Origin of the sequence: Caballeronia sp. LZ019 (assembly GCF_031450825.1) — a bacterium.
Taxonomy (GTDB): domain Bacteria; phylum Pseudomonadota; class Gammaproteobacteria; order Burkholderiales; family Burkholderiaceae; genus Caballeronia.
This window is the reverse complement of the sequence record NZ_JARTVZ010000005.1, coordinates 2,752,377-2,771,760: the sequence shown is the minus strand read 5'-3', so window position 1 is coordinate 2,771,760 and position 19,384 is coordinate 2,752,377. Positions and strand designations below refer to the sequence as shown.

Sequence of the window (19,384 nt, the reverse complement as noted above, 5' to 3'; positions counted from 1 at the left end):
CTTTCGCACGCGCCGACGGTTTAACGACGCCCCGTTGCCGTCAGGCTTTTGTCATGTTGGTGACCGAATGCCGAATATTTGCCGACTCGCAAATACTGGTTAACCATGCGGTGAAAAAAAACGACACCAGCGCGCGCGATTCTTTCGGATTCTATCGGTAAGCCATACACTTGCCAGCGATAAAAGTTACGGCCGATGTAACCGGAGAACGTTCCCGGTTTGGGGGTTTCACTATCGGCCATGCACAGTTCGCCCATACCGCACGATGCAAGAGGAGAAGAAATGAAAGGCTTCAAAAAGACCCAGGCCGCCGTCATCGCCGCGACCGCGTTTGCAGCCGCTGCGCCGGCTTTCGCGCAAAGCAGCGTGACGCTGTACGGTATCGTCGACGACTCGATCGTTTATCAGAGCAGCCAGACGAATCTGGCGCGCACGAACCCGGGTCGTTCGAACGTCAAGCTGGCTTCGGGCATCTGGGCCGGCAGCCGTTTCGGCCTGAAGGGCGCTGAAGACCTCGGTGGCGGCAATAAGGCCATCTTCCAGCTGGAATCGGGCTTCGATATCAACAGCGGTTCGCAGCAATTCTCCAACGCGATGTTCGGCCGTCAGGCCTGGATCGGTTTGACGAACCCGGCTTACGGTACGTTGACTCTGGGTCGTCAGTACACGTCTTACTACACGCTGCTCGCACCGTATAGCCCGACGAACTGGCTGACGGGCTACTTCGGCGCGCATCCGGGCGACGTGGACGGCCTCGATACCATCTACCGCGCGAATAACTCGATCGTCTACACGACTCCGAAGCTCTACGGCTTCACGGCAAGCGGCTCGTACTCGTTCGCCGGCGTTCCGGGCAGCGCGTATCAGGGTTCGACGTGGTCGGCAGCGTTGCAGTATCAGCAAGGCCCGGTCGGCGGCACGGTGGCGTTCTCGCGCATTAACAACGCGGCTCCTGGCGGCGGTATCTACAGCGGCAGCTCGACCACGATCAACGACACGACGAGCACGACGGGCGCCGGCCAGCCGGGCGTTTCCGCGATCACGTCGGGTTATCAGCGTGCGCAGGCGCAACAGCGTTTCGCCGTCGCCGGCGGCTATGCGTTCAACAGTGCGTGGGACATCTCGCTGACCTACACGAACGTTCAGTACATTCCGGGCATCAACTCGCAGTTCACCGATGAGGCCGTCTTCAACACGGCGGGCGGCGTCCTGCACTGGAAGGCTTCATCGGCATGGGACTTCGCAGCGGGCTACAGCTACACGTGGGCCAGCAAGGCTAACGGCATTTCCGATGCCGCGTCGTACCACCAGTTCAACCTGTCGCAGTATTACTCGCTGTCGAAGCGTACTGGCCTGTACGCACTGGAAGCGTTCCAGCGCGCCAACGGAAACACGTTGTACTACCCGTCGAGCGGCGTCCTCCGTCAGGGAGCAGCGAACGCATCGATCGGCGACGGCTTCCAGAGTGCGCCGTCCGCATCGCGCAGCATGTTCGCGGCAGGCGTGGGCATCATCCACCGCTTCTGAGCTTTACTCGCTCCACGAGAAAACCGGACGCCTCGGCGCCCGGTTTTTTTTCGGCCCGCGCATTGCGTCAGATGAACATTCCGCCCGACACCTCCACGCGCTGCGCAGTCATCCATCGATTGCCTTCGGACAGCATGGCCGCAATCGCACCGCCGATGTCGTCCGGGACGCCCGCGCGTCCGAGCGCCGTGTTCTGCGCAACGAAGTCGTTCACGTCCTGATCGTCGCGCACGGTTCCGCCGCCGAAATCCGTTTCGATCGCCCCCGGCGCGATGGTATTCACCGTGATGCCGTGCGGGCCCAGTTCCTTCGCAAGATAACGGGTGAGCACTTCGATGCCGCCTTTCATCGTCGCATACGCCGCGAAGCCGGGCAGCGCGAAACGCGTCAGTCCGCTCGACACGTTCACGATGCTCCCTTCCTCGTGCAAGTACGGCAGCAACGTCTGCGTCAAAAAGAACGGCCCCTTCAGATGAATGTTGACGAGCGTGTCGAACTGCTCCGGTGTGGTTTCGGCGAAGGGCGCGTTCGCGCCGATTCCCGCGTTGTTCACCAGAAAGTCGAAGTTGGTGCGCTCGAAGGTCTGTTCCAGTGCCTTGCACACTTCATCGCCGAACGCGCCGAAGGTTTCGCATCGGCTGACGTCGAGCTTGAGCATCGCGCACTTGCATCCGAGTTCCTCGATCTCGCCGGCTACCGCTTCGGCCGACGCGGCGTCGCTGTTCCACGTGCCGATGATGCCGACGCCCTGTTGCGCGAGCTTGAGCGCCGCGCTGCGTCCGAGTCCGCGGCCGGCGCCTGTGATGACTGCGACCTTTGAGCTCATGTATCCGTCCACTGGCTGCTCCTTTGCGTTGCGTTGAACGATGCACGAACTGTAGGACGACCGGGCGCTCAAGGAAACTCCGCGCGATGCTGCAGCGCATCGTGCGCGGGCGCGTGCCTTGCTGCTTCGCTTCGATCAACGCATCAATGGAGAAATCGCCATGACGACAGCAGGCAACTCGAAACAGGACAGTTCAGCCCAAGGCGGCGATGCGCCCGGTCTTGCTCGACCGTTCCGCCTCTTCGCGGTGGAGCAGCGCGTGCTCGCGCAGAACGTCGACGGCAAGGTGATCGATATCGGCGCGATGGATTCGAGTAACGGACAGTTCTGCGCGCGCCTCGACGTCGACGATATTTCGGTCGAGCCGAAGCGCAGTCCGGAACTGGCGCTCAAGGCGCTCGTCGACAAGCTCACGTTCGACTATCTCGATGGCCTTTTCACGAGCGAGCGCGAAGCGGAAGTGAGCGGGCGTCTGCAGGACTTCCCGAACGTCGAATTCGAACTCGACGAAACGCTGCCGCGCGACATGACCGACCGCACGCCGCCCCACATCTTCTAGGCGATCACGGCCCTACTGGCCGAGCGGCAAGCCGCGCAGTTGTTCACGAAAAGCGGGATACGAGTCGAGGAAGCCGGGCGCATCGAGACGATCGAACAGGCTCGGATCGATGGTTTCGTTCAGTGCCGCGCCCGCTGCGCGCGGCACTTTCTGGCAGACATCGCGCAGCAGCGGGTTCTTGCTGGTGAATTCGGTATACGAGTCGATGGGCTCCGACGCGTAGGCGGCATCGGGGATGGCGATCGGCTTGTCGAACGCGAGGCCGTGGGATTCGGCTTTCTGCCGCAGCCACTCGGCCGGAATCAGCGGCAAAAGGTCGGCCGGATCGCGAGGCGGGCTGACGTAGCCGCCGCCGACGTTCGCATGTGCGCCCGCGAACCAGCGCTGCTCCAGCGGCAACGCGCCGCGGTCTTCCGCGCCTGGCGTCCACAAGGTCGGCTTGTACAGCGAGCGGAATTCATTGGCGGCAATCGCGTGGTAAGCGGCTTTCGTGCGATTCGAGAGCGTGGTGTCGTGAAACCTGTAGTAGCTGGAAAAGCCGGGCACCGCGAGGCCGTCTATCGGTATGCCGAGTTCACCAACCGTATCCCATACGCCGATGAACGCGACATCCACCTCACGCGAAAATTGCTGGCGATACGCCTGTACCGATTCGTCTTCGGCGCTGACGGCCTGATCGCGGTAGATGCCGTAGGCCTGACGAATGGAATCCGTGCCCCAGTCATTCGCCAGTCCGCATTTGCGGATCAACCCGGCAAGGCTGCGCGCGGAGTAGGCGCCGCGCGAGAAGCCGAAAATATAGATCGATGCGCCCGGCGTGTACCGCTCGCACAGCCATGCGTAACCGCTTCTAATGTTCTCGGAAAGGCCGTCGCCGAACGCGCCGCCCAGGAACTTGCTTGCGAGCGAAAAGAGTCCGTTGCCTCGCGTGCCGACTCCGGCCACGTAGAGCGTTTCCTGTTCATCCGATTCGGGCGCCAGCTTGTAGAGCAGGTACGCGTTGGTCCGGTCGTTCGGCTCGTTCCAGGTGCCATCGAAGAAGAGGGCGAGTCGCGTCATGATGATCTCCTGGACGTGGTCTTCTGTCCTAACAAATAGGAAATCGGCGCACGGCATGCAAGCGCTTTACGTCGCCCTGTTCACCCGCGGCGTGACCGTGCTGGATTTTGTCGGAAACGACAGAGCGCGAGTCGCGGCGACGTGCGATGCTACAGACTTACGGAGCAGTCTTTTCGTGGAGTGAATCATGAAGAAGCACTTCGCCGGAATTCTCCTCATCGTCTGTGCATCGACAGCCGCCGTTGCCTATGCGCGCGACGACGGGCCGCGTTTCGCTCAGGATCGGCTCGATGCGCTCGTCGCGCAACACGCGCAGGCCAACCGCCATATTGCCCCTGGCAAGCACGACAGCCCGCCGGCCAGCGCACCCGCGAAGCGCGCGGTCAGCGGCACGGCCAGCACTTCGTGACTTCAGTTTGAGTTCTGCTGCGCGCAAGCCGGATTGAAAACCCGCTTCGTGGATGCCGGGTTCTTCGCGAGCTTCTCAACCGGGCGACGCGGGCGGGGCACGAGCTCGCCGCCGCAGTTCGGGCATCTTGCATTCAGCACGCGGCTCGCACAGTCCGCGCAAAAAGTGCATTCAAACGAACAGATCCGCGCATCGGCGGAATCAGGCGGCAGGTCTTTGTCGCAGCACTCACAGCCTGGTCTCAGTTCCAGCATCACGTTTCCTCGATTGATGGTCTCGGCCCGTTATGGTCGAGCCAGCATAGCAAGGTGAGCGTTGCCTGTCGGATTTTTTTGCATACGGTATGCAAATTGCTGCGGTGCCGCGATGTTCCGCCGGCTTCACGCCGACGATCCTCCTCGCCTAATTCACCCGAGCCCATGATCAGGATTCTAGCCAGCACGATCCCAACCAAAGCCTTGTCCATCGCCGTTCTGAGCGCCTCTTTTCTTGCGGCGGGCTGTTCCAGCCTCGGCCCCACGCGGCTGAAAGCCGATCAGGTCGACTACGCCCGCGCCCTCGGCGATGCCCAGAAGCGCGAAATTCTCGCTGCGATCGTCGGCTTGCGTTTTGCCGATGCACCGTCGTTCCTCACTGTGAGCAGCATCATCGCCGCGTACAACTTTGATGCAAGCGGTGGTGCGATTTTGAATGCGGGATCGGGCGCGCAGCCGAACTATGCACAGGCGACGGGCAGCGTATCGTATTCGAATCACCCGACGTTCACCTTCACCCCGACGACCGGCGACGCCTACGCGAGCGCCTACATCCGCCCGCTGCCGCCGACGCTCGTGCTTCCGCTCGCGGAGAGCGGCATGCCGATCGATCTGCTGCTGCGCATGACCGCGCAATCGATCGCTGGCCTGCAGAACGGCAACGCGCTCGGCGGCCCGAACGCGTCGGGCGCGCCGGAGTTCTTCCTGCTGATTCAGGCTTTGAGGCGCTTGCAACTGGCGGGCGAACTGAACGTGGAATCGCGCAACGAGGACCACGCGGGGCGCGTGTACATAACGCTTGCCGCGACGCGCAGCGGAACGAACAAGGCCATCACCGACGATCTCGCGCTCGTGCGCAAGCTGCTTCATCTGTCGCCGAAGATGAAGACGTACGAGATCGTGTATGGCCAGTCTTCCGACAAGGACCGGATTCCGATGGTGACGCGCTCCGTACTCGGCATCCTGACCGACCTCGGTGCGCAGATTCCCGTGCCGGACGCGCAGGTCGGGACGGGCGCAACAAAGCCGACCATCGGACTGATCGGCGGCGAGACGCGGCCGACCATCGTCGTGAAGGTGGGCGAGAAAGCGCCGCAGGATGCCTACGTGAGCGTGCTCTACGACCGATCGCAGTACTGGATCGACAGGGGCGACTTCGATTCGAAGTACGCGTTCACGGTCGTGCAGAACCTGATGGCGCTCGCGGAAGTGACTGATACCTCGAAGGCGCCGGTCGTGACGATTCCCGCAAACTGAACTGGCGTTTTTGCATGCGGCATGCAACGCGCCGCATGCCAAGTGCAAAACTGACGGCGCGCTGACCGTTTCATGTCACGGGCGACAAGTTGTGCTCAACAAGAGCAGCGACAAATGCTGTGCAATCCCGCGACGATGCAAACTGAGCTCACTGATCCGAAGAAACCTTCCGCATAAACCCTCGCAACCGTTTGCGCGATTTGTTTTGTAAGCTCTATTTGTGTCATCGTATCGAGGCTTTGAAGCAGGCGACAAGCAGCACGGCACTCAGATAGCGAACTCAAACGGGGCAGGCGGAATTTCGATGTGGATCGTAAGACTCGCGCTCAGGCGTCCGTACACGTTCATCGTCCTGTCGCTGCTGTTGCTGATCATCGGCCCGCTCGTCATCCTGCGCACGCCTACCGATATCTTTCCGAACATCGACATACCGGTCGTCAGCGTCATCTGGAGTTACAACGGACTGCCGCCGGACCAGATGGAACGCCGCATTACACTCAACTATGAGCGCGGTTTGTCGGTGGCGGTCAACGACATCGAGCACATCGAATCCGAGTCGTTGCCGGGTATCGCCGTCATACGCATCTATTTCCAGCCGAACGCGAACGTCAACGAAGCCATCGCCGAGATCACCGCGCTCTCGCAGACGCAGTTGCGCTCGCTTCCTCCCGGCATCACGCCGCCGAACATCCTGCGCTTCAATGCATCGACGGTGCCGATACTGCGGCTCGCATTGTCGTCGGCCGAACTCACGGAGCAGCAACTCTACGACTTCGGCAACAGCTTCCTGAAGACGCAGCTCGCGACGGTGCAGGGCGCATCCGTGCCGCTGCCCTATGGCGGCAAGCAGCGGCAGATCATGGTCGATATCGATTCGCAAAAGCTGCAGGCCAAGAACCTCGCGCCGACCGATGTCGTCAATGCGATCAGCGCGCAGAACCTGATCCTGCCGACCGGCACGACGAAGATCGGTTCGATGGAATATTCAGTGGGCCTGAATGCCAGCCCGGGCACCATCGAAGGACTCAACGATATCCCCATTCGCACCGGCCCCGGCGGCACGATCTACATCAAGGACGTGGCGCACGTGCGCGACGGTTTCCAGCCGCAAACCAACATCGTTCGCGTCGATGGCACGCGTGCGTCGCTACTGACGATCAACAAGAGCGGCAACGCATCGACGCTCGATATCGTCGCGCGCGTGAAAAATCTCTTGCCGACCTTGCGCGGCATGGTGCCCGAATCGCTGAAGATCGAACCGGTCGCGGATCAATCGTTGTTCGTGCGTGCATCGGTATCCGGCGTGCTGCGCGAAGCGGTCATCGCAGCGGGACTCACTGCATTGATGGTGCTGCTCTTTCTCGGCAGCTGGCGCGCGACGCTCATCATCGCCATTTCCATTCCGCTATCGATGCTGACGTCGATCGTCGCGCTTTCGGCGATCGGCCAGACCATCAACATCATGACGCTTGGCGGTCTTGCGCTGGCCGTGGGCATTCTCGTGGACGACGCGACGGTCGCGATCGAGAACATCAGCCAGAACCTCGAGCAGGGCAAGGAACTCGAACAAGCCATCCTCGATGGCGCACAGCAGATTGCCGTGCCGACGCTCGTCTCCACGCTATCGATCTGCATCGTATTCATCCCGATGTTCCTGCTGACAGGCGTCGCGCATTACCTCTTCGTGCCGATGGCCGAGGCCGTCGTGTTCGCGATGCTCGCGTCGTACTTCTTCTCGCGCACGCTCATTCCGACGCTTGCCAAGTATCTCTTGCGGCATCACGGGCACATGGGTGGCGATGTCGAATCGATGAAGGGTTCGCGCAACGTATTCGTGCGTATTCACCTCGGCTTCGAGCGGCGTTTCGAGGCAGTGCGCAGCCGATACCGCGCCTTTCTCGAAGCGCGGCTCGCGCATCCGGGCCGCTTCGCATCGCTGTTTCTCGCATGTTGTCTGCTCTCGCTTGCGCTTGCGTCGTTTCTTGGACGCGACTTCTTTCCTTCGGTCGATTCGGGCGTCATCGCGATGCACATGCGAACCAAGACAGGCACGCGCATCGAAGAGACAGCGGTGCTAACCGACCGCGTTGACAATCGTATACGCGAGTTGATCCCTCGCAACGAGATTCGCTCGTTCATCGACAACATGGGCTTGCCGGTATCGGGCATCAACCTGTCGTATAACAACACGGGCACAGTGAGCGCCGCCGATGCCGACGTGCTCATCAGCCTCAACGAAGATCACGCGCCGACGGACGACTATATCCGCATGCTGAGAAAGCGCCTGCCGCAAGAGTTTCCCGGCGTGACGTTTTCGTTTCTGCCCGCTGATATCACCAGTCAGATCCTCAACTTCGGCCTGCCCGCACCGATCGATATCTCGATCACCGGCCGCGACGTGCGCGCGAACCGCGACTTCGCGAATCATTTGCTGGAGAAGATACGGCGCGTTCCCGGTCTCGTCGATGCGCGCATACAGCAGCCTTCCGATCTTCCCTCGATCAATGTCGAAGTGGATCGCACGAAAGCCTTGCAGGCCGGCTTCACGCAGCGTGATGTCGCGAACAACCTGCTCATCACATTGTCCGGCAGCCAGCAGACGACGCCGACGTTCTGGCTCAATCCGGTCAATGGCGTGAGCTACAACGTCATCACGACCGCGCCGCAATACGACATGAATTCACTGCAGTCAGTGGCCAATATTCCGGTGACATCGGCGAGCGGCAAGACGAACATTCTCGGCGCGCTGGCATCGCTTTCGCGCAGCTCGCGCGACGCGGTCGTCTATCACTACAACGCGCAGACCACCATCAATCTCTATGCGACCACGGAACGCCGCGATCTTGGCGCGGTATCGGATGACGTGCAGCGCATCATCGATGATTCGCGCGGACAGTTGCCGAAGGGGTCGTCCATTGACATACGCGGCCAGGTCGAAACGATGAACACATCGTTCTCCGGTCTCGCGCTCGGATTGATACTGGCCGTGGTGCTCGTGTATCTGCTGATCGTCGTGAACTTTCAGTCGTGGCTCGATCCGTTCATCATCATCACCGCGTTGCCGGGCGCGCTCGCGGGCATCGTGTGGATGCTGTTCATCACGCATACGACGCTGTCGATTCCCGCGCTGACGGGCGCCATCATGTGCATCGGCATTGCGACCGCGAACAGCATTCTCGTCGTGAGCTTTGCGCGTTCCGCGCTCGCCGAACATGGCGATGCCGTGCGTTCCGCGCTCGAAGCAGGCTATACGCGATTCCGTCCCGTGCTGATGACGGCGCTTGCGATGATGATCGGCATGGTGCCGATGGCGATCGGCCTCGGCGAAGGCGGCGAGCAGAACGCACCGCTTGGACGCGCGGTGATCGGCGGGTTGATGGTCGGCACGGTCGCGACGCTGTTCTTCGTGCCCGTCGTGTTTTCGATGGTCTACAAGCACATCGAGGCGCGCAAGGAACGCGATGAACGCATGCGGAATGCACACTTCTGAACTTACGGAGAACGAATGGAAGAGCAGTTGACGCAACGTTCGGCAACGGGCAAGCGAGGGCGTGTATGGCTCGTGATCGCGCTAGTGATCGTGGCCGGCATCGTCGCGCAGGGCATCTGGTCGCGCCATGCCGAACACGCCGAGCTTCAGCGCGATGCAGCCGAACACGGCATGCTGACCGTCGAGGTCATCAAGCCCATGCAGATGAAGCCGACGCAAGACCTGTTGCTCGCCGGCGATATCCGTGCGTTCTCCGATGCGCCGATCTTCGCGCGCACCAGCGGTTATCTGAAGCGCTGGACGGTGGATATCGGCAGCAAGGTGAAGAAGGGGCAGCTGCTCGCCGAGATCGATGCGCCCGAGATCAACGATCAGTTGCGCCAGGCGCGCGCGGATGCGCAGACTGCCCGCGCGAACTATCTGCTCGCCAAGAGCACGGCGGAACGCTGGGCGCAAATGGCGAAGAACAACTCGGTATCGCGTCAGGAAACCGACGAGAAAAACGGCGACATGCTCGCGAAAGAAGCGGCGCTGAATGCCGCGCAGGCGAACGTATCGCGGCTCGAACAACTCGTCTCGTTCCAGAAGATTTACGCACCGTTCGACGGCGTCGTCACTGCGCGCAACACGGATGTCGGCCAGTTGATCGATGCCGGCAGCGGCGCAGCGGGCCGCGAACTCTTCCACGTTCAGGATGCGACGACGCTGCGGGTATTCGTCGATGTGCCTCAGACCTATGCGCGCATGGTGACGGTCGGCATGCCCGCGGAACTGCTGCTGAACGAGGAGCGCAATCGCAAGTTCGAAGGCGTGACGGTTCGCGCGGCCGGCGCGGTCGATCCGGTTGCACGCACCATGCGCGTCGAGGTCGATGTGAAGAATCCGAGCGGCGAACTGCTGGCGGGCGCTTATGCGCAAGTGCGCTTTCGCTTGACGAGTGCGACGGCGTCCTACACGTTGCCGGGCAATGCGCTGCTGTTCAGGCCGGATGGCGTGCATGCGGCGAGCGTCGATGCGAACAATCGGGTGAAGCTGCTGCCCATCACGCTCGGCACCGATTACGGCACGCGCGTGTCGATCGTATCGGGATTGCGCGGCGATGAGCGCGTGATCGTGAATCCGCCGGACTCCATCGTGGATGGTGCGACCGTGCGTATCGGGCAGACGCAAGTCAAAAAGGGCGGGCAGTCGTCATGAAGCGCACGCATGCAGGCTCGATGCTGGCGCTGCTGTCGATGACGATGACGATGTCCGCCTGCACGGTCGGCCCCGACTACGTGCGCCCTGAAGTGCCAACGCCGGCGGCTTACAAGTCGGCGATGCCGGGGGATGCAGCGATATCGACGCAAGACTGGAAGCCTGCGCAGCCCGCCGACGCCGCGCCGCGCGCGCCGTGGTGGGAGGTCTACGGCGACCCGCAGCTGAACGCGCTGGAAGAGCGCGTGATCGTGTCGAATCAGACGGTGGCGGCCGCAGCCGCCCGATATCGCGGCGCGCGTGCGGCGGTCCGTCAGGCGCGTTCCGCGTTCTTTCCGACGATCACAGCCAACGCGTCGTTCAATCAGTCGCGCGTATCGTCGAATGTGCTGTACCGCTCGAGTGCGGGCGTGACCGTGCCGGACTACCTGGTCGAGGCTCAGGTCTCGTGGGAGCCGGACCTGTGGGGCCGCATTTCACGCGCAGTCGAAGGCGGTCGCGCCGAAGCGCAGGCCAGTGCGGCGGACCTGCAAAGCGCCATCCTTTCGATGCAGGCGGAACTCGCGACGAATTACTTCGATTTGCGCGGCACCGTCGAAGAAGAACGCTTGTTGCAAGAGACGCTGCAGGCCTATGAAAAAGCGCTTGCATTGACGCGCGATCGCTTCGCGGGCGGTGTGGCTGCGGAGTCGGACGTAGCGCAGGCAGAGGAGCAGTTGCGCGCGACGCAAGCGCAGTTGATCGGACTCGAGACCACGCACGCGAGCCTCGTCAATGCAATTGCGATTCTCATCGGCGAGCCGCCGTCGAGCTTCGCACTCGAGGTCGCGCCGCTCGATGCGGACCACGTGCCGCATCCGAATGCGGCGCTGACCGCATTGCCGTTATCGCTGCCGTCGGCGTTGCTCGAGCGCCGGCCCGATATCGCATCGGCCGAACGCCGTGTGGCTCAGGCGAACGGGCGCGTCGGTGTCGCGACGGCTGCGTTCTTTCCGAATCTGTTGCTGGCCGCAACCGGCGGTCTCGAAGCAACGCGCTTCAGTTCATGGCTGACGGCGCCGAGCCGCTTCTGGTCGCTCGGGCCGCAGCTTGCATTCACCGCGCTCGACTTCGGCGGCCGCACGGCAGCCCGCGATGCGGCGCGTGCCGCGTATGACGAGAGCGTAGCGGATTACCGGCAGACGGTGCTGACCGCGTTCGGTCAGGTCGAGGACAACCTTAATGCGCTGGACGTGCTGCGTCGCGAGAGCGAGGCGCAAGCGCAAGCCGTCGATGCCGCGAAGCGCGCGCTCGACAAGATCGGCAATCGCTACGAGAACGGCGCGATCACGTATCTGAACGTCGTCGTGACGCAGGCCACCGTGTTGTCGGATCAGCGTGCGGCAGTGCGTATCGAACGGCGCAGGATGGCTGCAAGCGTTGCGCTCATCAAGGCGTTGGGCGGCGGATGGACGACGGATCGGCTGCCTCGCGCCGATGAAGTATCGGCGCGAGAGTGAAGCGTCGCGTTCGAGGTCAGGCGCGTGTGCGTGGCCGGCAAATCATGAAGTATTGCGAACTAATCCACCACGGTGCATGAGGAACGGGGCTGACATGCGCCGCATCGATGGTGAAACGTTCGCCGACGACCGCGCGCAGTTCCCGAAAATCGAAGCCTTTATGCGTCGTGCGCGGATTCTCCGGCCGCTCGACGCGAATGCCGATCATCGACTTCAGCAATTCGGCGGGCGAGTATTCGGACTTCAGCGTGCGGCTGCGAATCATCCAGTTCGATACTTTCGGCGCAATCGCGAGGCCGTACATGATCGGCACGGAGATCAGCAGCGCGCCGTTCGGCTTGAGAATGCGCGCGGCGTCGTCGAGCAGGGACTCGACTTCGCTTTCGTAAAGGTGCTCGCAGACTTCGAACGACGTGAGCACATCGACACTGTGCGATGCCACGCCATCGAGCGATTCCGCGTATCGGACTTCGGCAAACGCCGGGGCCATGAACTTGTCGTGGCCGATGAGCGTGATGTCGGGCCGCGTTTCACCGAGCGCATGCAGAAAGAGTCCCGGACCCGCGCCGAAGTCGACCACCGTGCCACGTGTCGGGCACAGGCCGGTGACGAGATCGGTCGCCATCGTCATTCGCGTTCGATGCGCAAAACGCGCGAGCGGATTGCCCGAATTGACGGTCTGTTCTGCGTATGAAATCTCGCGCATTCGAAAGTCCCCTTTTTTTATCGACTCGTTATCGAATGATCTATTTTCTGGCCGTTTCGGACGATATTGCAGCGATGCGCCGTGCCGCGCAATCGCCGTCGATAGGCGTCGTCCGCCGAACTTCTGCCGGCCTCCGCCATCGCTTCGACGTTATAGGAAGAGCCATGCGCCGCATGCGACGAGCGCCACGCTCCAGAGCCAGTCGACGTTGATCCAGCCCGTGCGCAGAAAGCTCAGGCCCGCGCGCTCGTGCACCGACATTGCGAATAGGGAGATGGCGGCGATGACCGCGAGCATCGCGGCGGTATGAAGAGACAAGGCGACCGCGCCCGCTTCGAACGCGTCCGCTGCCGGTGCCTTCGCCGCTGATCCGCCGCAGAACGGCAGCAGCGCAGGCACGAGCATGAGGCCCGCCCCGTGCGCGCTCGACATGACGAACGACCACAGCGCGAGGCCCGCGAGTCCGGTGCGCATGCCGACGGCCGGACGCCCGCGATGCCCGCGCCACGCACGCCACGCGCCCCCGCCGATCAGCAGCACCCCGCAGCCGCGCGCAAGCGTCTCGTGACTGGCGTACGAACCCAGCGTGAGCACGCCCGCCAGCACGAGCGCGACGGATAGCGCATGACCCAGTGCGATCGGCACGAGCGATAGCAAGACGACGCGCTTGCTATGCGCGTAGAGTCCGAGGGCGAGCGCGAACAGCCATCCCATCGCGGGATTGATGCCATGAAAAGCGCCGAGGCCCGCAGCGGTGATCCAGAGCGCGGGCGTGCCGGTGTTCATGGGTCCGCGCTCCTCGAAGGCATCATGGATAGCAATACGAATCCGACGAGCAATCGCCGCCTTGCAGCCGGATCTGATGCGGCCGATGCCCCTTCGGCCAGTCGATGAAGAACCGTTCGTCGACACTCAGGCCGCCGTCCGCGCCTGCGTCGAGCTTCACCATCCAGCCATTGATGCCTTCCGGATAGAACTGCGAATCCACGGCGCCGTATAGCGAGTTGGTGAAGTACACGCGGCGTCCGTCGCGGCTGACTTCGACCATTTGCGGGCCGCCGTTCAAGTGGCCGTTGCTCGCGCCTGCGGGCGTCGCGCGCGCGACCACGCCGCCGATGCGCACCTTGCCCGCGAGCTTCGGCGCGAATGGATCGGAGACGTCGTATTGCAGCATGTCGCCGGTGCCCCAGCACGATACATATAGAAAGCGGTCATCCATCGAGAGATCGATGTCCGATACCAGCGGCGGCACCGCGCCGAAGCCTTGCAATAGCGGCGGCAGCACGGAGGCGTCGGCGGGTTCGGCGGGAATGTCGATGACCTTCTTCACGGCCCATTGGTCCTTGTCGCGATACCATGTCCAGATCGACGACGAGAGGTCCTTCAGGCTGATCACGCAATTGACGAAGCCATATGCCTTCGTCGGATCGTGCGCGGGGCGCAGTTCGAAGACGAGCTGATACTCGTCGCCGAAGTCGATCTCCTGCACGTGCCTGCGCTTCGTCAGGTCCCAGAAATGCAGCTTGCGGCCGTACTTCGCGCCGAGCAGCAGTTCGGGCACGAGACCTTCCTCGAAGGTATCGGGCGTGCCCCATTCGCTCGTGACCATCGTGTCGTAACCGAGATGCCACCACGCATCGTAGGCAAGCTGCTGCGGTCCTCGCTCGACTTCCCATCGGCCGAGCGGATCGAAGCTCTGTTGATCGAGCATCAGCACGCCGCCAGGCGCCTTGCCTTCCGCGTTGCCGAGCGCGGTGACGTAGATGCCGCCCGGGCCGCAGTGAACGGTATGGGGCCGCGTATAGCCGGTTTTCTCCGCGAGTTCGGCGGCCTCGATGGTCTTGACGATGACCGGCTTCTTCGGATCGGGCTTCGTATCGACGATATGAATGCGCGACGAACGCAGCCCCGGCACGACGAGATAGCGGCGCTCCATGTGCGGATGCGGCGCGTTAGGACACAGGCACGACGAGCACGCGTTCCAGCCGAAGTGATGCAGTTCGTCGCCGGCATCGGGCATCGCCAGTTCGCCCACTATTCGCGCATAGTCCGCCGATTCGGGATCGACATCGACGACCGCGAGTTTGTCGGGCGTCTTGCGCTCGGGATCGAACGTCGCGACATAGGCGAGCGTTTCGCACGGGGCCTTCGCAGCGAGTCGCGGGGAAGGGTAGAAGCTCGGATCAGGTTTCCATGTCGCCATGTCGGTTCTCCCAATGAGCGGTCCTTCTGCACTATAGGACACGCCTGCGCCGAATGCGTCGGGCTGCTTATAAGGGATTACGCAATACAAAGCGAAACAGGCGCAATGCCCGCATCGAACGGCGCGAGAGCATCTACAATGAAAGCGTCGTCTTCTTGCGCTCGAAGGAGGTTGCGATGACCGAGCCGATGATCACCCTGATGGTCGGAGTCGTCGTGGTGCTATGCGCCATCGTGATTCTGGTCATGCATCACAGGCACCCGCATATACATCCGCCGAAAGCGCGCTGGCTGGATTCGCATCCGCCTCGTGACTGGTTGCATCACAGGCATTGAAAGCATGAGCCTCGAGCGGATATGACGCCGGTTTTCACCGGCGTTTTTTGTACTCAGCGTCTTGGCCCTTTCATCGCTTCGGCTTCCATCGCGGCATGCCATTCTTCGCTGTTCTCGATCGGGTCGATACCTTCGTCGATGGACGCCGATGCGCGCTCCGCGAAAGCCCGGTTTCCTTCGTCGACGTCTTCGTCCGGTGAATCGTCGCTGTCTGGGGGATCGAGCATGTCGCGCAGCATCGCGCTGAGTTCGGGCGTATTCCACGGTTCGCCGCGTTGCTTCTTCTTCTTGATGTAGTGCCTGACTTCGGCATCCTGCTCGGGCGTGAGCGGCAGGCCCCGAAACGTGCGCTTGGCGTCGGTGTCGATCATCGGATGCTCCCTCTTTGAAGCAACGGGCACTTCAAGTGTAGCGCCGTTCCCTGCCGGACACGCGATTGTTCAGAGCGGAGGCAGCCTGCGTTCGATGGGCGTCGTCTTCACGATGGCCGTGCTCGTCGCGGCGCGGTCGGTGACTTTCGCGAGGATGTCGTCGAGATGCTCGATGGAACGCAGATACAGGCGGCAGACGAAGCAGTCATCGCCCGTGACCTTCACGCATTCGACGAACTCCGGGATGCGCCGGATCGCGTCCTCGACGAGATGCAACTGTCCCGGCAACGGCTGCACGCGCACGATGGCCTGAAGCGTATAACCGAGCGCCGACGGGTCGATCTCCACCGTGAAACCGCGAATGACCCCTTGGGATTCCAGGCGGCGAATGCGCTCGGCCGTGCTCGGTGCGGACAGTCCGATGCGCTTCGCCAGTTCGCTCACCGCGATGCGTCCGTCAACTGCAAGCACGCCGATCAGCTCGCGGTCGATCGCGTCGATGCTCGCTTGCGATGGGCCAGGGTTCTTCGGCATGATGGCCTTCGATAGCAAGGTAATGAATGAAATGTGCCTTATTTTAGGCATGGTTTAACGTGCCGCGCATCGATAGACTTCAACTCATCGAAACCGCATTCGCCTGACCGCCATGAACACACACGCAATCGGCAACACGCGCAACGCCGCCGAGCAGCGGCGCGGGGCCATCGAGATGACGCTCGCCATGCTGATGTCGGGCACGATCGGCTGGCTCGTCGTGTCGTCGGGGCAGTCCACGGGCAACGTCGTGTTCTTTCGCTGCGTATTCGGCGGGGCGACGCTCGTTGCCGTCTGCGCGATGCTCGGACTGCTGCACAAGCGCTATTTCTCATGGTCCATGCTGGGATGGGTCGCGCTCGGCAGCGTGGCGATCGTCGGCAACTGGCTGCTGCTTTTCGCGGCGTATTCGCGCGCGTCGATCTCGATGGCCACGACTGTCTACAACACGCAGCCGTTCATGCTCGTCGCACTCGGGGCCCTCGTGCTGCGCGAACGCATTTCGGCTTCGACGCTCGCGTGGCTCGGCATCGCGTTCGTGGGGCTCGTGATGGTGGTGCGCGTCGAACCGGCCGTGCTTGCGATGCACGGACGCTATCTCGAAGGCATCGCCTATGCGCTCGGCGCGGCCTTGCTGTACGCGATATCGTCGATTATCACGAAGCGGCTCAAGGGCACGCCGCCGCACCTGATCGCCATGCTGCATGTGCTGCTCGGCATCGTGATGCTCGCGCCCTTCGCGCATTTCGACGCGGCGCCCGCGAGCATCGGCGGATGGGCCGATCTGATCGTGCTGGGAGTCGTGAACACCGGCCTCATGTACGTGCTGCTTTACGGCGCGATTCAGAAGCTGCCCGTCGCGACGACCGGTGCGCTGTCGTTCATCTATCCGGTCGTGGCGATCGTCGTCGACTGGCTCGCATTCGGCCAGCATCTGGCCTGGCTGCAAGTCGCCGGCGCCGCGCTGATCCTGCTCGCGGCAGCGGGCGTCAATCTGCAATGGCGAATCGTGCCGGCCCGCCGCGCAAGCGAATGAACGATGCATGCAGAATGCGACGCGCGTCGTATAGAATGGCCCGCTTTTCCGAACAACATCGAAAGCGCCGCCATGTGGTTCAAGAATCTTCAGCTTCACCGCCTTCCCGCTCACTGGACCGTCACGCCCGAACAGATGCACAAATGGCTCGCGCCGCTTGCGTTCAGCGCGGCGTCGAGCGTCGAGAACGAGCGGCGCGGCTGGGTCTCGCCGCGTCATGACGATGCGCTCGTCTACACGGTCAACCGCCAGATGCTGATCACGTATCGCGCGGAGAAGAAGCTGCTGCCGGCGTCGGTCGTCACGCAGTTCACGAAGGAGCGTGCGCTCGAACTCGAAGAGCAGCAGGGCTTCAAACCCGGCCGCAAGCAGATGCGCGAACTGAAGGAGCAAGTGACCGACGAACTGCTGCCGCGTGCATTCAGCATCCGCCGCGATACGCGCGTGTGGATCGATCCGGTGCACGGATGGCTCGCGATCGATGCCGCATCGGCGACGGTCGCCGACGACATCATCGGCTTGCTGGTGAAGTCGGTCACGGACCTGCCGCTCGCGAGCGTCCGGCCGGCGCGCTCGCCGGTGTCGGCCATGACGGAGTGGCTGCTGACCGGCGACGCGCCTGCGGGTTTCACGCTCGATCGCGATACCGAACTGCGCTCGACCGGCGAAGGCAATGCCACGGTGCGCTACGTCGGCCATGCGCTCGAGGCGGAGGACATGCGCCGTCACATCGAAGCGGGCAAGCAGTGCATGCGTCTTGCGATGACGTGGGACGACCGCGTGTCCTTCGTGCTGACGCCTTCGCTGACGCTCAAGCGCGTGACGCCGCTCGACGTCATCAAGGAAGCCGCCGATCCCACCGCGGCCAACGACGACGAGCGCTTCGAATCCGACTTCCTGCTGATGACGGGCGAACTCGACCGGCTGTTCACGGCGCTTGCCGAAGCACTCGGCGGCGAAGAAGACCTGCGCGCGGCGGCATGAACTGCGATAGAAACGCGCTCACGCCGCCGGCGATGCAAACGCGTAGCCGTTCTTGCCGTTGCGCTTGACGGCGTACATGGTGTCGTCGGCGGCGGCGACGAGCCGCCAGTAATCCGTCACGCGATCGGGATAACTCGCGATACCGATGCTCGCGCGCACCAGCGACAAATCCATGCGCGCATCGGTTTCCGCCACGCACGTGATGATGCGCTGCGCGATCGCCGCCAGTTCGAGATCGCTCGAGAACTCCCGCACGAGCACGGCGAACTCATCGCCACCAATCCGCGCGACCACATCGCTGTTGCGCACTGTCTGACGAAAACGCCGCGATACCGCGATCAGAAATTCATCGCCGATGCGGTGGCCGTGCGTATCGTTCACACGCTTGAATCCGTCCAGATCGATATACAGCACGGCAATGCGCTCCGCGCTCGCATTCGCGCCGCCGCCGAGCTGTTCGGCCGTTTCCTCGAGCGCGGCGAAGAGCTTGCGGCGGTTGGGCAAACCGGTCATCGCATCGTGCAGGGACGCGTGCTCGAATTCGCTCGATATCCCGACGAGTTGCCGATTGCGTTTTGCATACATTCCGAGCGCGGTGATCAGCACGCCGAATACGATCGACGACAGCGCGATCAGCGTATGCGACACGCTGACGATCCGTTCGCGCACGTCGGCGCTCGCGCGGTCACGCTCGGCGCGCCAGTACAGGTAGGCAGCATCCAGCGCGGCGCTCGCCGCTTTCAGATCGGATGCGGGAGAGAGCACGAGCGGAGGGAGCGCGGGCGCGGGAGCCGGACTCGCTGCGATGAGCGCATGGAGGCTTGCGAGCCGCGCGGCGAATTCGGTGCGCGCATCGCGGTATGCCGCGCGATGGGCGGTATCGCCGGCCGATGCGTCCTGCAGCGACAGCGCCGATGCACGCGCCGTATCGGCCCGCTCGACGGCTTCGAGCACGAGCCCGATGTATTCCTGCTGAAGTTGCGCGGAGAAGATCGCGCGGACCTGGAACGCGAGAAACAGCAGCCCGATCAGAAGACTGAGCAGCGCGACGCCGGCGAGCGGCGCGGGGCCCGGCACACGCAGGCGCTGCAGATGCGCCCGCGCGCCGCCCAGCCAGCGAAGTGTGCGTGCCGCAAGC

Annotated in this window: 20 protein-coding genes; 10 read left to right on the top strand and 10 right to left on the bottom strand. The window is 62.7% G+C overall.

The window, feature by feature from the left end:
• Positions 1–20: 20 nt before the first annotated feature.
• On the bottom strand, positions 21–242 hold the full coding sequence (locus P9255_RS26490; RefSeq protein ID WP_309764793.1) for a hypothetical protein: 222 nt from the start codon (positions 240–242) through the stop codon (positions 21–23).
• A gap of 40 nt (positions 243–282) precedes the next feature.
• Between P9255_RS26490 and P9255_RS26485 the strand changes: the two genes are divergently transcribed.
• A complete protein-coding gene (locus P9255_RS26485) occupies positions 283–1,527 on the top strand; it encodes a porin (RefSeq protein WP_309764794.1) in 1,245 nt (414 codons plus the stop codon).
• A 67-nt stretch (positions 1,528–1,594) separates the two neighbouring features.
• Here the strand turns inward: P9255_RS26485 and P9255_RS26480 are convergent, their stop codons facing one another.
• Entirely contained in the window at positions 1,595–2,353 is a 759-nt protein-coding gene (locus tag P9255_RS26480) for an SDR family oxidoreductase (protein WP_309764795.1), read from the bottom strand.
• A 160-nt stretch (positions 2,354–2,513) separates the two neighbouring features.
• Between P9255_RS26480 and P9255_RS26475 the strand changes: the two genes are divergently transcribed.
• Entirely contained in the window at positions 2,514–2,912 is a 399-nt protein-coding gene (locus P9255_RS26475; RefSeq protein ID WP_309764796.1) for a hypothetical protein, read from the top strand.
• Positions 2,913–2,924: 12 nt separating this feature from the next.
• On the opposite strand, the gene P9255_RS26470 is transcribed toward P9255_RS26475, so the two are convergent.
• On the bottom strand, positions 2,925–3,971 hold the full coding sequence (locus P9255_RS26470; RefSeq protein WP_309764797.1) for a DUF2235 domain-containing protein: 1,047 nt from the start codon (positions 3,969–3,971) through the stop codon (positions 2,925–2,927).
• A 187-nt stretch (positions 3,972–4,158) separates the two neighbouring features.
• Between P9255_RS26470 and P9255_RS26465 the strand changes: the two genes are divergently transcribed.
• On the top strand, positions 4,159–4,380 hold the full coding sequence (locus P9255_RS26465) for a hypothetical protein (RefSeq protein WP_309764798.1): 222 nt from the start codon (positions 4,159–4,161) through the stop codon (positions 4,378–4,380).
• Between the two features lie 2 nt (positions 4,381–4,382).
• Here P9255_RS26465 and P9255_RS26460 read toward each other — a convergent pair whose 3' ends face one another.
• Entirely contained in the window at positions 4,383–4,634 is a 252-nt protein-coding gene (locus P9255_RS26460) for a DUF1272 domain-containing protein (protein ID WP_309765455.1), read from the bottom strand.
• A gap of 165 nt (positions 4,635–4,799) precedes the next feature.
• Here P9255_RS26460 and P9255_RS26455 point away from each other — a divergent pair, with 165 nt between their 5' ends.
• The 4 genes from P9255_RS26455 to P9255_RS26440 all read left to right on the top strand — a co-directional run bounded on the left by P9255_RS26455 (position 4,800) and on the right by P9255_RS26440 (position 12,077).
• Positions 4,800–5,891: a hypothetical protein gene (locus P9255_RS26455; RefSeq protein ID WP_309764799.1), complete on the top strand. Its 1,092-nt coding sequence runs from the start codon at positions 4,800–4,802 to the stop codon at positions 5,889–5,891.
• A gap of 304 nt (positions 5,892–6,195) precedes the next feature.
• Positions 6,196–9,381: an efflux RND transporter permease subunit gene (locus tag P9255_RS26450; protein WP_309790683.1), complete on the top strand. Its 3,186-nt coding sequence runs from the start codon at positions 6,196–6,198 to the stop codon at positions 9,379–9,381.
• Between the two features lie 15 nt (positions 9,382–9,396).
• On the top strand, positions 9,397–10,578 hold the full coding sequence (locus P9255_RS26445) for an efflux RND transporter periplasmic adaptor subunit (protein WP_309764801.1): 1,182 nt from the start codon (positions 9,397–9,399) through the stop codon (positions 10,576–10,578).
• Positions 10,575–12,077 (top strand): efflux transporter outer membrane subunit, encoded by a 1,503-nt coding sequence (locus P9255_RS26440; protein WP_309764802.1) that lies wholly within the window; start codon positions 10,575–10,577, stop codon positions 12,075–12,077. The genes P9255_RS26445 and P9255_RS26440 overlap by 4 nt, the downstream gene beginning before the upstream one ends.
• 16 nt (positions 12,078–12,093) lie before the next feature.
• Here the strand turns inward: P9255_RS26440 and P9255_RS26435 are convergent, their stop codons facing one another.
• The 3 genes from P9255_RS26435 to P9255_RS26425 all read right to left on the bottom strand — a co-directional run bounded on the left by P9255_RS26435 (position 12,094) and on the right by P9255_RS26425 (position 14,986).
• Positions 12,094–12,783, bottom strand: coding sequence for a methyltransferase domain-containing protein (locus tag P9255_RS26435; RefSeq protein ID WP_309764803.1), 690 nt, complete (start codon positions 12,781–12,783; stop codon positions 12,094–12,096).
• Between the two features lie 150 nt (positions 12,784–12,933).
• Positions 12,934–13,569, bottom strand: coding sequence for a hypothetical protein (locus P9255_RS26430; protein ID WP_309764804.1), 636 nt, complete (start codon positions 13,567–13,569; stop codon positions 12,934–12,936).
• A 22-nt stretch (positions 13,570–13,591) separates the two neighbouring features.
• Positions 13,592–14,986, bottom strand: a complete 1,395-nt coding sequence (locus tag P9255_RS26425; protein ID WP_309790682.1) for a selenium-binding family protein — start codon at positions 14,984–14,986, stop codon at positions 13,592–13,594.
• Positions 14,987–15,162: 176 nt separating this feature from the next.
• On the opposite strand from P9255_RS26425, the gene P9255_RS26420 reads away from it, so the two are divergent.
• Positions 15,163–15,321: a hypothetical protein gene (locus P9255_RS26420; protein ID WP_309764806.1), complete on the top strand. Its 159-nt coding sequence runs from the start codon at positions 15,163–15,165 to the stop codon at positions 15,319–15,321.
• 53 nt (positions 15,322–15,374) lie between these two features.
• Here the strand turns inward: P9255_RS26420 and P9255_RS26415 are convergent, their stop codons facing one another.
• Positions 15,375–15,692, bottom strand: a complete 318-nt coding sequence (locus P9255_RS26415; protein WP_309764807.1) for a hypothetical protein — start codon at positions 15,690–15,692, stop codon at positions 15,375–15,377.
• 69 nt (positions 15,693–15,761) lie between these two features.
• A complete protein-coding gene (locus P9255_RS26410; RefSeq protein ID WP_309764808.1) occupies positions 15,762–16,226 on the bottom strand; it encodes an Lrp/AsnC family transcriptional regulator in 465 nt (154 codons plus the stop codon).
• 112 nt (positions 16,227–16,338) lie between these two features.
• Here P9255_RS26410 and P9255_RS26405 point away from each other — a divergent pair, with 112 nt between their 5' ends.
• Both P9255_RS26405 and P9255_RS26400 read left to right on the top strand, forming a co-directional pair.
• Complete coding sequence (locus P9255_RS26405) at positions 16,339–17,262, top strand: DMT family transporter (protein ID WP_309764809.1); 924 nt, start codon at positions 16,339–16,341, stop codon at positions 17,260–17,262.
• A gap of 72 nt (positions 17,263–17,334) precedes the next feature.
• Positions 17,335–18,246, top strand: coding sequence for a recombination-associated protein RdgC (locus tag P9255_RS26400; RefSeq protein ID WP_309764810.1), 912 nt, complete (start codon positions 17,335–17,337; stop codon positions 18,244–18,246).
• 18 nt (positions 18,247–18,264) lie between these two features.
• Here the strand turns inward: P9255_RS26400 and P9255_RS26395 are convergent, their stop codons facing one another.
• Positions 18,265–19,329, bottom strand: coding sequence for a GGDEF domain-containing protein (locus P9255_RS26395; RefSeq protein WP_309765456.1), 1,065 nt, complete (start codon positions 19,327–19,329; stop codon positions 18,265–18,267).
• Positions 19,330–19,384: the final 55 nt, after the last annotated feature.

Bases quoted from the DNA above. Each gene is read 5' to 3' on its own strand.
- P9255_RS26490 (WP_309764793.1), bottom strand. From the start codon at position 242: ATGGCCGATAGTGAAACCCCCAAACCGGGAACGTTCTCCGGTTACATC.
- P9255_RS26485 (WP_309764794.1), top strand. From the start codon at position 283: ATGAAAGGCTTCAAAAAGACCCAGGCCGCCGTCATCGCCGCGACCGCG.
- P9255_RS26480 (WP_309764795.1), bottom strand. From the start codon at position 2,353: ATGAGCTCAAAGGTCGCAGTCATCACAGGCGCCGGCCGCGGACTCGGA.
- P9255_RS26475 (WP_309764796.1), top strand. From the start codon at position 2,514: ATGACGACAGCAGGCAACTCGAAACAGGACAGTTCAGCCCAAGGCGGC.
- P9255_RS26470 (WP_309764797.1), bottom strand. From the start codon at position 3,971: ATGACGCGACTCGCCCTCTTCTTCGATGGCACCTGGAACGAGCCGAAC.
- P9255_RS26465 (WP_309764798.1), top strand. From the start codon at position 4,159: ATGAAGAAGCACTTCGCCGGAATTCTCCTCATCGTCTGTGCATCGACA.
- P9255_RS26460 (WP_309765455.1), bottom strand. From the start codon at position 4,634: ATGCTGGAACTGAGACCAGGCTGTGAGTGCTGCGACAAAGACCTGCCG.
- P9255_RS26455 (WP_309764799.1), top strand. From the start codon at position 4,800: ATGATCAGGATTCTAGCCAGCACGATCCCAACCAAAGCCTTGTCCATC.
- P9255_RS26450 (WP_309790683.1), top strand. From the start codon at position 6,196: ATGTGGATCGTAAGACTCGCGCTCAGGCGTCCGTACACGTTCATCGTC.
- P9255_RS26445 (WP_309764801.1), top strand. From the start codon at position 9,397: ATGGAAGAGCAGTTGACGCAACGTTCGGCAACGGGCAAGCGAGGGCGT.
- P9255_RS26440 (WP_309764802.1), top strand. From the start codon at position 10,575: ATGAAGCGCACGCATGCAGGCTCGATGCTGGCGCTGCTGTCGATGACG.
- P9255_RS26435 (WP_309764803.1), bottom strand. From the start codon at position 12,783: ATGCGCGAGATTTCATACGCAGAACAGACCGTCAATTCGGGCAATCCG.
- P9255_RS26430 (WP_309764804.1), bottom strand. From the start codon at position 13,569: ATGAACACCGGCACGCCCGCGCTCTGGATCACCGCTGCGGGCCTCGGC.
- P9255_RS26425 (WP_309790682.1), bottom strand. From the start codon at position 14,986: ATGGCGACATGGAAACCTGATCCGAGCTTCTACCCTTCCCCGCGACTC.
- P9255_RS26420 (WP_309764806.1), top strand. From the start codon at position 15,163: ATGACCGAGCCGATGATCACCCTGATGGTCGGAGTCGTCGTGGTGCTA.
- P9255_RS26415 (WP_309764807.1), bottom strand. From the start codon at position 15,692: ATGATCGACACCGACGCCAAGCGCACGTTTCGGGGCCTGCCGCTCACG.
- P9255_RS26410 (WP_309764808.1), bottom strand. From the start codon at position 16,226: ATGCCGAAGAACCCTGGCCCATCGCAAGCGAGCATCGACGCGATCGAC.
- P9255_RS26405 (WP_309764809.1), top strand. From the start codon at position 16,339: ATGAACACACACGCAATCGGCAACACGCGCAACGCCGCCGAGCAGCGG.
- P9255_RS26400 (WP_309764810.1), top strand. From the start codon at position 17,335: ATGTGGTTCAAGAATCTTCAGCTTCACCGCCTTCCCGCTCACTGGACC.